Source organism: Longimicrobium sp. (genome assembly GCA_036389795.1).
In the GTDB taxonomy this organism is placed as follows: domain Bacteria; phylum Gemmatimonadota; class Gemmatimonadetes; order Longimicrobiales; family Longimicrobiaceae; genus Longimicrobium.
The window spans coordinates 1-13,801 of sequence record DASVWD010000184.1 but is presented as its reverse complement, the minus strand read 5'-3'; the positions used below and the strand labels follow the sequence as shown (position 1 = coordinate 13,801).

Sequence of the window (13,801 nt, the reverse complement as noted above, 5' to 3'; positions counted from 1 at the left end):
CGCTGGCCGCGCCCGCCGAGGCGAAGGCCCCGCCCAACTGCAAGCCGGGCCAGTGCCAGAACAACTGCATCGCCCTGGGCTACTCGGGCGGCGTCTGCATGAGCGACGGCTCGTGCTTCTGCTACTTCGACCGCTGACCCCGCCTCTCCACGCGGCGGGCGGGAGGGCGCACGTCCGTCCTCCCGCCCGTCCCGGTCCGCCGATTTGACCCGCCCGCCGCGCGAGCGCTAGTCTGTCCCCGTCCGCCCGGTCCCTTCGCACCCCGGCACCCCATCCTCCCATGCAGCGACCGCTCGTCCTCGCGGCCCTCGCCGTCCTGCTGCCGTCCGCCCCGCTCGCGGCGCAGGCGCGCCCCTACCCGGCCGCCGAGCGCGCCGCCGACTCGGCCGCCGCGCTGGCCGCGTTCCGGAGCAACATCGCCTCGATCCACCGGCGCGACCGGGCCGCCTACCTGCGCCACTACCTGCAGAGCCCGCGGCTGGCGCGCACCGGCCCCGGCGGCGTGCAGTACGGCTACCAGCCGCTGGCCGACTCGCGGGACACCACCTGGCCCGACACGCTGGTGGCCACGCACTTCGAGGTGGTGCCGCTGGCGCCGGGGGTGGTCTACGGCGCCTACCGCTACCGCGTGGTGCAGGGCGGCAGCCAGCGCGGCGTCTCGGAGCGCGTGCTGGTGAAGCAGGCCGACGGGAGCTGGAAGGTGGCCGTCTCCACCGCCTTCGGCTCGCCGGGCGACGTGCCGGTGCCCGCCTTCGCGCTGACCGGCGCCACCGTGGTCGACGGCACCGGCGCCCCGCCGCGCCCGAACGCCACGGTGGTGATGCGCGCCGGGAAGATCGAGTGCGTGGGCGACTGCCCGCTCTCCGCGGACGTGGAGCGGATCGACGCGCGGGGGAAGTGGATCGTCCCCGGGCTGGTGGACGCGCACGTGCACTACTCGCAGACCGGCTGGGCCGACGGCCGCCCCGACGCGATGGACGTGCGCCAGCGCTTCCCGTACGACTCGATCGCGGCGGTGCTGGAGGAGCACCCCGAGCGCTTCTTCAGGAGCTACCTGTGCTCCGGCGTGACCGCCACCTTCGACGTGGGCGGCTACCCCTGGACGTGGGGGCTGCGCGGCCGCGCCGAGGCCTCGAACGCCGCGCCGCACGTGGCCGCCGCGGGGCCGCTCCTCTCCACCATCGACCACTGGGTGAACCTCCCCGCCGCGCGCCAGTTCGTCTTCACCGCCAGCGACAGCGCCACGCGGGCCGGCGCGCGGATGATCGTGCGCCACGAGAGCGACGCCGTGAAGGTGTGGTATCTGGAGCCGCGCGACGCGGCCGACACCACCCACATCAAGGTGCAGATCCGCGCCGCCGCCGAGGAGGCGCGCCGGGCCGGCGTGCCGCTGATCGTGCACGCCACCGAGCTGTGGACGGCCAAGGACGCGCTGCGCGCCGGGGCCAGGCTGCTGGTGCACTCGGTGGGAGACGCGCCGGTGGACGACGAGTTCATCGCCCTGGCGAAGGAGGCGGGCGCCAGCTACACGCCCACGCTCACCGTCACCGACGGCTACGTGATGCTGTACGCGGGCCGCTTCGACCCCACGGGGATCCCCATGGAGTGCGTGGATCCCGACACCCGGCGCAAGGCCGCGCTCACCGACTCGCTCCCCCGGCGCCCGGGCCTCAACCTGGAGGGGATGCGGAGCCGCATCGCCGCGCAGCGCCGGGTGATGTACGCCAACCTCAAGCGCGTGCAGGAGGCCGGCATCCCCGTGGCGATGGGCACCGACGCCGGCAACCCGCTCACGCTGCACGGCGCCTCCGTCTTCCGCGAGATGGAGGCGATGGCCGAGGCGGGGCTCACCCCGATGCAGGTGCTGGTGGCCTCCACCCGCACCGCCGCGCGGGTGATGGGGCGCCAGGACATCGGCACGCTGGAGCCCGGGAAGCTGGCCGACCTGGTGGTGCTCGACGCCGACCCGCTCGCCGCCGTCTCCAACCTGCGCCGCGTCCGCCTGGTGGCCCGCGGCGGGGAGATCTGGACGCGGGAGGAGCTGGAGTATCGGTGAAGTGCGTGAGTGCGTGAGTGCGTGAGTGCGTGAGTGCGTGAGTGCGTGAGTGCGTGAGTGCGAAAGTGCGTCGGGGTCGTGTTCACCCGACGCACTTCGTACTGAGGTCAGGCCTGCTTCGACCTTCCTGATCTCGCGCCGATCCCCGCTGGAACGAGCGGACCCTCGCCCCCACAGCCTCGCGTAGTTTGCGAGGCTTCCTGCGGTTGTTGCCGCGGCTTCAGACGCCCGGCACGCCGTCTACCTGATCCGCACGATCATCCAGCGCACGCCGTCGACGCCGGCGGTGAGGTGGTAGACGCCGCCGCGGCCCGCCAGGTACGCGAAGCCCGAGCTGCCGTACAGGCGCTTCTCCTCGAACCACGCCCCGCTCCCCGCCGCGAGCGTCCCGTGCGGCTCCCACCCGAGTCCGCCCTGCACGTTCCACGCGTCGCGGAAGGCGCGGTTCTGGAAGGTCGCGCTCGGGGTGCGGTCGTCGGCCGCGTGGCTCAGCGTCCACTGCAGCACCGCCTCCGCGGGCTCCCAGCCGCTCCCCAGCCGCGAGCGCATCCGCGCCGCCAGCCCGGTGAAGTCTCCCTGCACGGCGTGGCCGAACCACCCCTCGATGGAGCCGCGCATCACCTCCTCCAGCGCCGCGTCCAGCCCCTCGCCCGCAGCCGTGCGCCGCTGCGCCAGGTCCATCATGAACCCGGCCGCCGCCGAGTAGCCGGCGGTCAGCTCGCCGCGCCCGGGCTGGGCGAAGCGCTTGTACCACTCCTCCACCTCCGTGCCGCCCGGGCTCACCCAGTCGTAGTTGGCCGTGGCGCCGATCCCCGCCTGCCGCCGCGCCAGCTCGCGCTGCATGAGGGTGGCGCCGCCCTCCACCCCCCACCGCGCCGCGCCCGCCGAGGTGCTGGGAGGCGTGTTCTGCGCGTGCGCGGCCAGGTACGAGCGCTGGAAGGTGTGGGTGACCTCGTGGAACACCAGGCTGCCGGTGCCGGTCGCGTTGCGCACGCCGTGCGCGTCGTTGGGGAGGACGGCGATGTAGCTGTAGACCTGGTCGTCCACCACGGCCCCGAACGCCACCCCCGCGGCGCCGAAGTCGATCAGGTCGGCGCGGATCACCATCAGCAGCTGGTTGGAGCCGCCGCTGGTGACCGGCCGCAGGTCGCCGAAGATGCCGCGCAGCAGCGGCAGCCCCGTGCTGCTCAGCAGCGGCCACTGCGCGTCCAGGTGCGCCAGCGTCTGTGGCAGCGTGGGCTGCGGCTCGTCCTCGAACGCCACCGCCACCAGCCAGCCGCCGTAGACCCGGTGCACGCGCGCCGGTCGGTCCACCTGCCGGAGGTTGTCGAACAGCGTGAACGCCTCGCCCTGGGTCCACGGCGCCTCCCGGAGCGCCGGGTGGAACGAGGCGGCCGCGGAGACGTTCGCCACGGGGAGGAAGTCCGTCCCGTCCGGCAGTCCCGTGAACGCCGGCGCGCCCCCGGCAGGAGCCCGCAGCCGCCGCAGGGGCTGCGGCCCGCCTCCCTGGAAGTCGCGCACGCCCACGGTGAAGCTGTCCGACCGGAACGGCTCGCGCGCCGTCCGCGAGGCCTCGATGGCGCGCGTGTCGAGGTAGGCCAGCGCGTACTCGCGGCTCGCGTCGGGCAGCACCAGGCAGAGCGAGGCGCCCGGGGCCAGCTCGGCCGCCTGCCCCACGCCGAGCTGCACGTCGCCGGCGTAGGCGGCCTGCTGCAGCCCGGCGCGCGCGCAGGCGTCGCGGTCGATCTCCGGGCTGCCGGGGTTGTCGCAGCCAGCCAGCGGCAGGGCCAGCACGGCGAGGAGGGGGAGGATTCCGGGTCGGCTCATGGGTCGCGGCGGGGCAGAGGGGCGGTGGCAGGACGGCGGGGCGCGATCCCCGTTTCCGGAGAATGCGCGCCCCGCCGCGATTCTGACACCTGTTTCCCGGTCCTGAACACCGGTCCGGGAGACCCTTCCCCCCGTCGCCCGGGCACCCGCTCGCCCCTCGCCGATCCTCGCCGCCGACGAGCGGAACCTCGCCCCGCAGCCTTGCGTGGTTTGCGAGGCTTCCTGCGGTTGTTGCCGCGACTTCAGTCGCCCGGCGCTCCGCCTACCGCTGCTTCCGGAAGGGATGCTCGAGGCTGAAGTAGAGGAACACCGCGCGCTCCCCGTCGCTGGGCCCGACGCCGATCGGCACGGCGATGCCGGGGACGATCTGCAGCCCGCCGCGCACGTTGATGGCCCCGCGCACGCCGGGGGAGACGAAGAAGCTGCGGCTGGTCGCCGTGGCGTCGTCGCCCGCCACCTCCTCGTCCTGGCTCCAGGCGGCCTCCACCAGCAGGTTCACCAGCGGGTGGGCCAGCCAGACCACGCTCTGCCCCAGGTTGAACGAGGTGGTGGCGGCCTCCGCGCCGGCCGCGTCCTTCGCGCCGGGAATCCAGGTGAGCCCCGCGTTGGAGTGCGCCACCAGCCGGCCGGAGAGCACGTAGCTCACCGGCAGGTTCGCCTGCACGCCCGCGCCGCCGCCGCCCAGCCCGCGCTCCTCGTCGCCCGTGGGCACGACCAGCGACAGCCGCGGCGCCACCGCCAGGCGCGTGTCGCCGCTGCCGACCAGCTGGTAGCGGTAGTTCAGCAGCAGGTCGCCGATCCCCGTCTCGAACGTGGTCCCGCCGCCCACGCGCTCCACCGGCAGGGTGAAGCTCACCTGGTGGCGCTGGCTGAAGAACGGCCACTCCTGCGTGAACGAGTACGCCCACGCCCCGCCGCGCGCGCGGGAGAAGGTGTTGATGTGCTGCACGACGCCGGGCTCCTGGTTGTACGCCTCCTCGATCAGGAAGCTGTTGTCCTGGATCGGCGCCTCCTCCTCCTGGGCGAGCGCGGGCGCGGCCGCGAAGACGGACGCGGCGAACAGCAGTCGGCGGATTTTCATCGGGACGGGAGCAGGGGTGGAGATTTAAACGACTCTAAAACAGGGATCAACGTAGGTGCGTCTCTGTGCGCCGTCAACACCTTGCGACAGAGAGCATCGAAGATCGGACGAACAGCGGTGACGAAGCGAGCAGGGATCCGTGTCGCTGCCGCGCCCCACCCACCTGGCGAGGTGAGAAGATTCTTCGGCCCTGCGGTCACTCGCGCGGGTGCCGGTCCGGTGTGATCGGGCCTCATACCAGATTCTGAGACTGATTGTGCATTCGCACCCAACCAAGAATGTCATCCTGAAGGAGCCCCAGCGACTGAAGGATCTGCGGTTGGGTCGTGAGCGTCAGCCCGACTCACGCTCGCATTCAGCCCGCAGATCCTTCGGGTCGCTTTAGGCTCCCCTCAGGATGACATTCCACGTTTCAAGTAAATGCACACTGAATCGACAGATTTGGTATCAGAATGACAGCCTGGAGGCCCATCGCGAACCGACGACGCCTCGCGGAAAAGACGAAGAGCCCGGCGCGGGGCCGGGCTCCTCGGGTGTCGCCAGCCGGAGGCGGATCAGAAGATCGCGACGCCGATCCAGAACTGGTTGCGCTCCAGGTCGGGGCTCTGGCTCTCGCTGGCCGAGTCGCTCATGTGCCGGAACTGGCCGTCGATCGCGAAGTTCCTGGTCGCCTGCACGCGGACGCCCAGCTGGAAGCCCAGCTGCGTGCGGCTGTCCTCGATCTTCGGGCTCGTGTCGCCGACCTCGTCGATGGTGTAGCGCCCGAGCCCGGCGTGCAGCCCGGCGTAGGCGCTCACCGGGAGGATCGGGATCTTGTAGAAGTAGTTGGCCTCGCCGATCACGCCGAAGCTGGACGTCTCGGTGTTGAACTCGGTGGCCTTGCCCTCGGTGTAGCCCGCGATCCCCACCCCGATCCCCAGCGGCAGCACGAACTCGGCGCCCAGGCTGAACCCGTCGGACGAGGGGATGTCTTCGAAGCCGCTGTCGCGCGCGTCGTCGACCTTCGACTGGTTGAACACGTAGTGCCCCTTGAGCGCGAAGCCCGACTGCGCCCGGAGCCCGTCCGCCGCGCCGCAGGCCAGGGCCGCGGCCGCGAGCAGCGTCACTGCCTTCTTCATCACTCCCCTTCCTTGTGGATGGACCTCCCGCCCACCGCGGGCGGGACCGCCGCCGTCCGTCGCCGGACGGCGCGGGGCGGGTCTACCCTGCGGCGGCCGGGGAAGATCCGCCGGAGGGGAGACGAAGCCCCCGCGGGCCGGTGGCTCGCGGGGGCTTTCCGCCGGGACGGACGGGGATGACTCAGGACCCGACGGCGGCGTCCAGCAGCTGCTCGCGCGCGACCTCGCCGGTGACCAGGGCGTTCACGTCCTGGAGCGACTGGTCGACGATGGCCTCCATCGCCTGCACCTCGCCGGGGCTCAGGGGAGCCGTCTGCCGCGAGGGGCCCAGGGTGACCGCCAGCGCGGCGCCCGCGATCCCCGCGGCGGCCGCCAGGGGGACGAGCGTGCGCACCCGGCCCGAGAGCCCGGAGACGCGGCGGCCCCGGCGCAGGCGCGCCAGCGGGAGCTCGGCCCGCGCGGAGACCGACGCCTGGAGCCGCTCCCAGTCGGGCTCGGGGACGTCGCCCAGCGCGCCGCGCAGCGCGGCGGCGAGCTCGGGGTCGCGGGTGAAGCCGTCGGTGCTCATCGGTCAACTCCTTTCGTACGGCGCGAGCGCCCGCCGCAGCGTCTTGCGGGCCTCGTGCAGGTGCCAGCGGACGGTCCCGTCGGAGATCTCCAGGATCTCCGCGATCTCGGGCCCGCCGAAGCCTTCCAGCTCGAACAATTGTACGATCACGCGCTGGCGCTCGGGAAGCGTCTCCATCGCCCGGGCCAGCCGGTCGCGCAGCTCGGTGCGCTCGGCCTCGCGCTCGGGCGAGGGGGTGGCCGAGGCGGCGCTCTCGGGGACCTGGTCCACCCGGCGCAGCGAGCGCGCCTTGCGGGAGTTCAGCCCCCGGTTCACCAGGATGCGGAAGAACCAGGGCGAGAACGGGCGCCCGGCCTCGAAGGTGTCGATCCGCTGCAGGGCGGCCAGGAAAGCGTCCTGCACCAGGTCTTCCGCGTCTTCCTTCTGCCCCATCAGCCGGTACGCCACGGCGAAGGCGCGCCGCATGTACCGGGTGACCAGGGTGTCGAACGCCGCCGTGTCGCCGCGGCGGACGCGCTCCACCAGCCCCGGCTCGTCGTCGGGCGGGGCGGGCGGGACCGCCCGGAGCGGCAGGCTCACGGCGCCGGCCGCGCTCACGGGCGGCCGCGGCGCGGGAGCCCCTGGCGGCGGCCGCCCATGCCCGGGCGCCGGTCGCGCAGGCGGCCGCGGTGCGCCTCCACCAGCTGCCGCGCCCGCGCCTTCTGCCGGGGAGTGAGCACCCGCTGCGCCTCGCGTTGGGCCTGGAGCAGGTTGCGCCGCATCTCGGCGGCCAGCGGGCGCATGTGGGGCGGCAGCCCGCGGCGGATGGCTTCCTCGCGCAGCTCGCGCAGGCGCCGCGGCCGCTCTTCGGGCGCGGTGCGCAGCAGCTCGCGCTCGATCTCGGCGATCTGCTGCTGGCGGTAGCGCGCCAGCTCGGGCGCCAGCCGCTCGCGCAGCGGCCGGTTGCGCTCCTCCAGCTGCTCGGCGATCCCCCGCAGCCGCGCCACCTGGGCGTCGGAGAGCTCCAGCTCGCGCCGGGCGCGGAAGAGCAGCTCGAAGGGGCGCCGCTCCTCGTCCAGCATCCCGGCCCCGGGCTGCTCCGGCCCCTCGGGAGGGCCGCCCTGCGCGCCGGCCGGCAGGGCGGCCAGCAGCAGGGCGAGCGCCAGCACGTACGGACGAATATGCTTCATCGAGGTCCTGCCTCTGGACGGGTCGGGTTCGCGCGGCCGGGCGGAAGAGGCCCCCGGCGCGGCCGCAACGCCCTTCTACCGCCGCCCCCGCCGAAACGTTGGGTGATCTGTGCAGAAGAGAACGGGTTCGGCGATCGGGACGTCGGCCGGGTGCACCGTATTATATTGTGCGGCTCGTCGACGGCCGACATCGGCGCGGCGGCGGGGGGCCCTCACCCGCCGCCTCAGAGCGGCAACCCTCTCCCAACTTCGGGAGAGGGTGGGCTTTACGAGACCGCGCAGGGACGGGGGCCGGTGGCCCTGGAGCGTGTTCCCTGTAACTGCGACACGATCACTCTCGCACTTTCGCACTCTCGCACTCTCGCACCAAAAACACAGGCAACCCTCTACCGCGGGACGGCATCTGACGTTCCGGACCGCGAACGGAGCCCATGGAGGACAACGAGTTAGTCCGGCTGGCCAGACAGGGCGACGGGAGTGCCGTGAGGCGGCTGTACGAGCGCCACTCGCGGCGCGTGTTCGCGGTCGTCCGCCGCCTGGCGGGCGAGGACGCGCTGGCCGAGGACTGGGCCCAGGAGGCGTGGGTGCGGGCGATCCGCGCGCTGCCCACCTTCCGCGGCGACTCGCAGTTCTCCACCTGGCTGCACCGCATCGCGGTGAACAGCGCGCTGCACGGGCGCCGCTCGCGCGAGCGCAAGGCGGGGCGCGAGACGGTGATGGACGACTCGTTCGCGGTGCGCCCGGCGGGGGAGAACACCCTGCTGAAGATGAAGCTGGAGCAGGCCCTGGAACGGCTCCCCGAGGGGATGCGGCGCGTGCTGGTGCTCCACGACGTGGAGGGCTACACGCACGAGGAGATCGGGGAGATGCTGGGGGTGAACCCCGGCACGTGCAAGAGCCAGCTCTTCAAGGCGCGGGCGAAGATGCGCAGGATGCTCTCGCCCGCGCCCGAGGAAGCGGAGGAGGCCCAGACATGCAACACCTGACGCTCGAGGCCCTGGCCCGCCTGGTGGACGAGCCGCCCGACCCGGCCGAGGCCGCGCACGTGCGCGACTGCCTGCCGTGCCGGCGCGAGCTGGAGGAGATGCGGGCCCAGACGCACGCGCTGGCCGCCCTGCCCGACCCCGAGCCCCCGGCGGGCGCGTGGGCGGCGCTGGAGGCCCAACTGCGCGGCGAAGGGCTGGTGAAGGACATCGTCCCCGCGCCGCGCCGGCTCGCCGGCCACCCGGCGCTCCGGATCGCCGCGGCGGCGGTGATCTTCCTGCTGGGCGCGGGGGTGGGCGTGGCGCTCCTGGGCCGCGGCGGCGACCGGGAGCGGGTCGCGTCCGGCGACCCGACCCGGGGCGAGCCGGTGACGGTCACCCGGCCGCGGCTCCTGGCGCCGGAGCGCGACCCGTCGATCCAGACCGCGGCGAGCCTGCCGCTGCCGGGCGAGGACCCGGTGGTGATCTACGACATGCCTGCGCCGGCCATGGAGGGGGCGCGGCTGGCGTCGGAGGGCGGCGGCCGGCCCACGCAGACGATGACGTACCCGCGGCCCCGCGTCCCGGTCGCGGGGCGCGCCCCGGCGCCGCGCTCGCGGCAGGGGCAGGCGGCGGCCCCGCGCGGGGCGGTGACGCTCTCGCGGGCGGAGTGGGAGCTGATGGAGGCGGAAGCCGCGTACCTGGCGGCGCTGCAGCGCTACGCGGCGGCGGTGGACCAGGCGCCGGCCTCGGACCCGCAGGCGCGGCTGGACGCGCTGGAGCGCCTGCTGGCGGCCACGGGGGCGGCGCTGGAGCGCACCCCCGACGACCCGGTGGTCAACGGGTACCACATGGCGGCCCTGCGCGAGCGCGACGAGGTGCGCCGGCAGCTCGCCCAGGCGCAGAAGACGTGGTTTTAGTGTGTTAGTCCTTAGTGCTTAGTCCTGAGTGCTGAGTGCCGAGTCGAAGCGGTCCGAGCACTAACACACTAAGGACTAAGGACTAAGCACTCAGGACTTAGCACTTAGCACTTTGTCCCATCCAAGAGAGAGGCTTCGCATGAGGCTGCGTGCGTTTCTGGTAGCGGCCGCGCTGGCGGCGGGGGTGCTCCCCGCGGCGGCGGCCGCCCAGGTGGAGGGCCGGACGCGTGCCGGCGCCGAGACTTTCGTGTACGTGCAGCGGGCCTGGCTGGGGATCCGCTTCTCGTGGGAGGAGGAGGGCGACCGCCAGGCGCGGGTGGCGGAGGTGATGGAGGGCTCGCCCGCGGAGCGCGCGGGGGTCCGCGCGGGCGACGTGGTGCTGAGCATCGACGGCCGTCCGGCCACGGAGGAGGCGGTCGACGACCTGCGCGAGGGCCTGGACGAGGGCGACCGGGTGCGCCTGCGCCTGCGCCGCGACGGGCGCGAGTGGGACCAGGAGGTGGTGGCGGCGCGGCCTTCCCCGCGTATTGCGCGCGGCTTCCCGCGCAGGCCCGACGGCGACCGCACCATCATCATCGAGGGGGATTCGCTGCGGGTGTACGTCGACAGCCTGCGGCAGCACCTGGACAGCCTGCGGGTGGGCATCTACCGGCGCCACGGTGACAGCGTGGTGATCCGCATCGACTCGGTGATGGGGATGATGCGAGACAGCCTGGTGCGGGCGTGGCCGCGGGTGATGCGCGAGATGCCGGAGTTCCAGTTCCGGATGCGCGAGGGGGTGCTGCCCTTCTTCTACGAGTTCGGGCCGCGCTCGCTGGCGGGGGCCGAGTTCGCGGAGATGAACGAGGGGCTGGGGCGCTACTTCCGCACCAGCGAGGGGCTGCTGGTGCTGAAGGTGGCGCCCGAGAGCCCGGCGGCGCGCGCGGGGCTGGAGGCGGGCGACGTGGTGGTGCGCGCCAACGGCCGGGCGGTGGAGGACATCGGCGACCTGCGCGAGGCGTTCACCGGCGCGGACGAGCGCACCGTGCGGGTGGAGGTGGTGCGCCAGGGCGCCCGCCGCACCCTGGAGATCCGCTGGGAGCGCCCGGAGCGGCGCCCGTTCCGCGAGCTCCTCCCCGACCGGCGGCGGCCGGAGCGGGAGCGGCCGAGGACGCGGGGCTGAGCGCCGGGCGAACGGCCGGGCGAGGTCGACCCCCGTAGAATCCCGGCCGATCCGCGAGAACGTAGAACCGCCCCTTCCACCGAGCGTGGGAGGGGCGGTTCGCGTTCGGGAGATGGGAGATCGGCGCGGCGGTGGGGTGCCCCCTCCCTGGCGCCTGAGGCGCCTGTCCCTCCCCCGCTGCGCGGGAGAGGGACCTCCTCGCTGCGCTCGTAACGCGTGGAGGTGGGATCGGCGCCTGGGGTGGGATTGGCGCGGACGGTCCCTGTACTTCCGAATCTGTAAGATCGGCTGGTGTGTGCTCGTCATCCTGAGGCCCGATCACGCGAAACCAGCATACGCCTGGATGATCGCAGGGCCGAAGGATCTACTCGCCTCGCCACGTGGGCTGGGCGCGGCAGCGACACGGATGCCCGCTCGCCTCATCATCCACCGGTCAACCGAATGCGATATGATCTGCCACTGGCGTCGCGTGAGGGATGCGCGCCCGACAGGGCCGGGACGCGGGCGCGCCGTGGGGTTTGGCGCGACCGTGGCCCGGCGCGGTTGGGCACAGTCGTATCGTGCCCTACCGCGCGCGCAGCCCGGCCCGGAGCGCAGCGGAGGGACACGCCCAAACCAGCAGTTGAAGTTCGCGGTTCCCTCAACCAGCCGGCGCGAGGGCGCGGAACCCGGCGCGCAGCTCGGCGGCGATGCGCAGGGTGCGGACGTGGATGTCGACGGTGTCCTCGGTGTCGCGCGCGTAGCCGCCGGTCATGGCGACGGCCACGGGGACGCCAGCGTCGCGGCAGAGGGACAGCACGTAGCGGTCGCGCTCGGCCAGGCCCTCCTTGCTGAGCGCCAGGCGCCCGAAGCGGTCCTCGCGCCAGGGGTCGGCGCCGGCCAGGTAGACGGCCAAGTCGGGGCGGAAGCCGCCCAGCACGTCGGGGAGGTGCAGCTCCAGCGCGGCCAGGAAGGCGTCGTCGCCCGCGCCGTCGGGGAGCTCCACGTCCAGGCTGCCGCGCTCCTTGCGGAAGGGGAAGTTGCGGGCGCCGTGCACGGAGAAGGTGAAGACGTCGGGGTCGGCCGCGAAGACGGCCGCCGTGCCGTTGCCCTGGTGCACGTCGCAGTCGACGACCGCCGCGCGCGCGATCCGCCCTTCGCGCTGGAGGACGCGCACGGCCACGGCGGCGTCGTTGAAGACGCAGAAGCCCTCGCCGTGATCGGGATACGCGTGGTGCGTGCCCCCGGCCAGGTTGGCGGCGACGCCCCAGCCGCGCTCGGCCGCCTCGTCCAGCGCCACGCGCGCGGCGGCGGTCGTGGCCCCGGTGGAGCGGCGCGAGCGCTCCACCATCTCGGGGCTCCAGGGGAAGCCGATGCGGCGCTGGGCGAGCGGCGGCAGCGCGCCTTCGCGCACGGCGGCCAGGTAGCCGGGGTGGTGGACCAGCGCCAGCTCGTCCCAGCCGGCCGCGGGGGGCTCGGCCAGGTCGCCGGGGGCCAGCACGCCCTCGGCCAGGCAGCGCTCGCGGACGCGGCTGTACTTCCGCATCGGGAAGCGGTGCCCCTCTGGGAGCGGGAGGACGAAGCGGTCGGTGTAGAAGGCGCGCAACTGCGAGTGCGAAAGTGCGAAAGTGCGTGAGTGCGTGAGTGCGGTCCCGGGCTACTGGATGCCGACCACCTTGTGCGTCTGCACGGAGAGGCGCCAGGGCGGGCCCAGCTCCATCACGGCGCGGATCGTCTCGTCGTAGTTGGGGCCGCCCAGGGCGGGGACGTCCACCGGCTGCAGGAAGTAGTGCCGGAAGCTCGTTCCCGCGGCGATGCGGCGCACGGCGTCGACGTCGGGGGTGGCGCCCGGGGCGGAGGCGCCGGTGAAGAGCAGCTTGAGCTCGTCGCCCTCCTTCTGCGCGAACGTCTCCTGCTTGGGCGAGACGGTGAGCCAGTCCACCAGCGAGCGGTCGACGGGGCGCGCGCCGTTGGACTCCATCGAGATGCGGTAGCCGCGCGCGCGCAGGGCGTCGGAGAGCGGGCGGTCGAGCTGCAGGCTGGGCTCGCCGCCGGTGGCCACCAGCAGCAGCCCCGGGCGCTCGCCGCCGAAGCCCTCCTCCGCCGCGCGCCGCACCAGTTCCAGCGTGCCGTCCAGGTTTTCGGTGTAGACCGCCTTCACCCAGTCGGTGTCGCACCAGGGGCAGACGTCGTAGCCCAGGTTGCACCCGGCGAAGCGCAGGAACACGGCGGGGGAGCCGGCCTGCGCCCCCTCGCCCTGCAGTGTCGCGAACACCTCTCGGATCCCGTACTTCTTCGCCATCACCGTGTCCCAGGGACGCAGATCCGCTCCGGCAAGCGCGTGAAGATACCAGCCGCTCCCGCCGGCCTCCAGTACACCGCAGCGGAAGGAACGCCCACCGGGCGCCAATGCCGGGCACGGTGCTTGTACCATGGGACACAGGTGTCCCACTCTGTCCATCCCGCTCCCCAGAAAACGGGCACGGGCTAAAACCCACTTTTAAGCTAAGTTAACTTCTGGCAACGAGATAAACGTACGTATGCCGCTGGCCCAAATCCCGCGTTGGCACTGGCACGAACGCGATCCCACGGGGGGACAGCGACCGCAGGAACCTGGCAGTGACCACCTGAATCCGCAGCATCATACCCGCCCCCTTACCGCAGCACCCTCCCGCCCCCGACGCCCTCGGCGCTGCCCGACCCCCTCGCAGGCCCGGAGCCGGTAACCCCGGCTCCGGGCCCTGTCTTTTCAGTGCGTTAGTGCGTTAGTGCGTTAGTTCGTTAGTGCGTTAGTGCGTAACGGCGACTGCACCCCGGGTTTGGGCGTGTCCCTCCGCTGCGCTCCGGGCCGGGCTGCGCGCGCGGTAGGGCACGATACGACCGTGCCCAACCGCGCCGGGCCACCGCCGCGACGATACCCCGTGTCGCGGCGGCGTCCCGGCCCTCCGGGCGCGCATCC

At 73.2% G+C, this 13,801-nt stretch carries 12 protein-coding genes; 4 read left to right on the top strand and 8 right to left on the bottom strand.

Translation table 11 applies throughout. The features are described 5' to 3' along the window. The first annotated feature begins 280 nt into the window (after positions 1 to 280). A complete protein-coding gene (locus tag VF746_22945) occupies positions 281 to 2,056 on the top strand; it encodes an amidohydrolase family protein (protein ID HEX8695287.1) in 1,776 nt (591 codons plus the stop codon). Between the two features lie 240 nt (positions 2,057 to 2,296). Here VF746_22945 and VF746_22940 read toward each other — a convergent pair whose 3' ends face one another. The 6 genes from VF746_22940 to VF746_22915 form a co-directional block, all read right to left on the bottom strand. Beyond that, complete coding sequence (locus VF746_22940; GenBank protein ID HEX8695286.1) at positions 2,297 to 3,883, bottom strand: hypothetical protein; 1,587 nt, start codon at positions 3,881 to 3,883, stop codon at positions 2,297 to 2,299. 262 nt (positions 3,884 to 4,145) lie between these two features. Next, complete coding sequence (locus tag VF746_22935) at positions 4,146 to 4,964, bottom strand: transporter (protein HEX8695285.1); 819 nt, start codon at positions 4,962 to 4,964, stop codon at positions 4,146 to 4,148. Between the two features lie 554 nt (positions 4,965 to 5,518). Further along, a complete protein-coding gene (locus VF746_22930) occupies positions 5,519 to 6,082 on the bottom strand; it encodes an outer membrane beta-barrel protein (GenBank protein HEX8695284.1) in 564 nt (187 codons plus the stop codon). Positions 6,083 to 6,263: 181 nt separating this feature from the next. Continuing rightward, positions 6,264 to 6,650, bottom strand: coding sequence for a hypothetical protein (locus tag VF746_22925; protein ID HEX8695283.1), 387 nt, complete (start codon positions 6,648 to 6,650; stop codon positions 6,264 to 6,266). A gap of 3 nt (positions 6,651 to 6,653) precedes the next feature. Further along, positions 6,654 to 7,247 (bottom strand): sigma-70 family RNA polymerase sigma factor, encoded by a 594-nt coding sequence (locus tag VF746_22920; protein HEX8695282.1) that lies wholly within the window; start codon positions 7,245 to 7,247, stop codon positions 6,654 to 6,656. Next, positions 7,244 to 7,819 (bottom strand): hypothetical protein, encoded by a 576-nt coding sequence (locus VF746_22915; protein HEX8695281.1) that lies wholly within the window; start codon positions 7,817 to 7,819, stop codon positions 7,244 to 7,246. The genes VF746_22920 and VF746_22915 overlap by 4 nt, the downstream gene beginning before the upstream one ends. A 431-nt stretch (positions 7,820 to 8,250) precedes the next feature. Between VF746_22915 and VF746_22910 the strand changes: the two genes are divergently transcribed. From VF746_22910 to VF746_22900, 3 genes are all read left to right on the top strand, one after another. Next, entirely contained in the window at positions 8,251 to 8,805 is a 555-nt protein-coding gene (locus VF746_22910) for an RNA polymerase sigma factor (protein HEX8695280.1), read from the top strand. Next, the gene (locus tag VF746_22905; GenBank protein HEX8695279.1) at positions 8,793 to 9,701 is read left to right on the top strand and encodes a hypothetical protein; all 909 of its coding nucleotides are present in this window, start codon (positions 8,793 to 8,795) and stop codon (positions 9,699 to 9,701) included. Before VF746_22910 ends, VF746_22905 begins: the two co-directional genes overlap by 13 nt. A 139-nt stretch (positions 9,702 to 9,840) precedes the next feature. Continuing rightward, positions 9,841 to 10,863 carry a PDZ domain-containing protein gene (locus VF746_22900; GenBank protein ID HEX8695278.1) on the top strand — a complete coding sequence of 341 codons (1,023 nt, stop codon included), beginning with the start codon at positions 9,841 to 9,843 and terminating at the stop codon, positions 10,861 to 10,863. A 640-nt stretch (positions 10,864 to 11,503) separates the two neighbouring features. Here the strand turns inward: VF746_22900 and VF746_22895 are convergent. Together VF746_22895 and VF746_22890 are read right to left on the bottom strand one after the other, a co-directional pair. Next, positions 11,504 to 12,448: a histone deacetylase gene (locus tag VF746_22895; protein ID HEX8695277.1), complete on the bottom strand. Its 945-nt coding sequence runs from the start codon at positions 12,446 to 12,448 to the stop codon at positions 11,504 to 11,506. Between the two features lie 51 nt (positions 12,449 to 12,499). Then, the gene (locus VF746_22890; GenBank protein HEX8695276.1) at positions 12,500 to 13,144 is read right to left on the bottom strand and encodes a hypothetical protein; all 645 of its coding nucleotides are present in this window, start codon (positions 13,142 to 13,144) and stop codon (positions 12,500 to 12,502) included. Between the last annotated feature and the right edge of the window lie 657 nt (positions 13,145 to 13,801).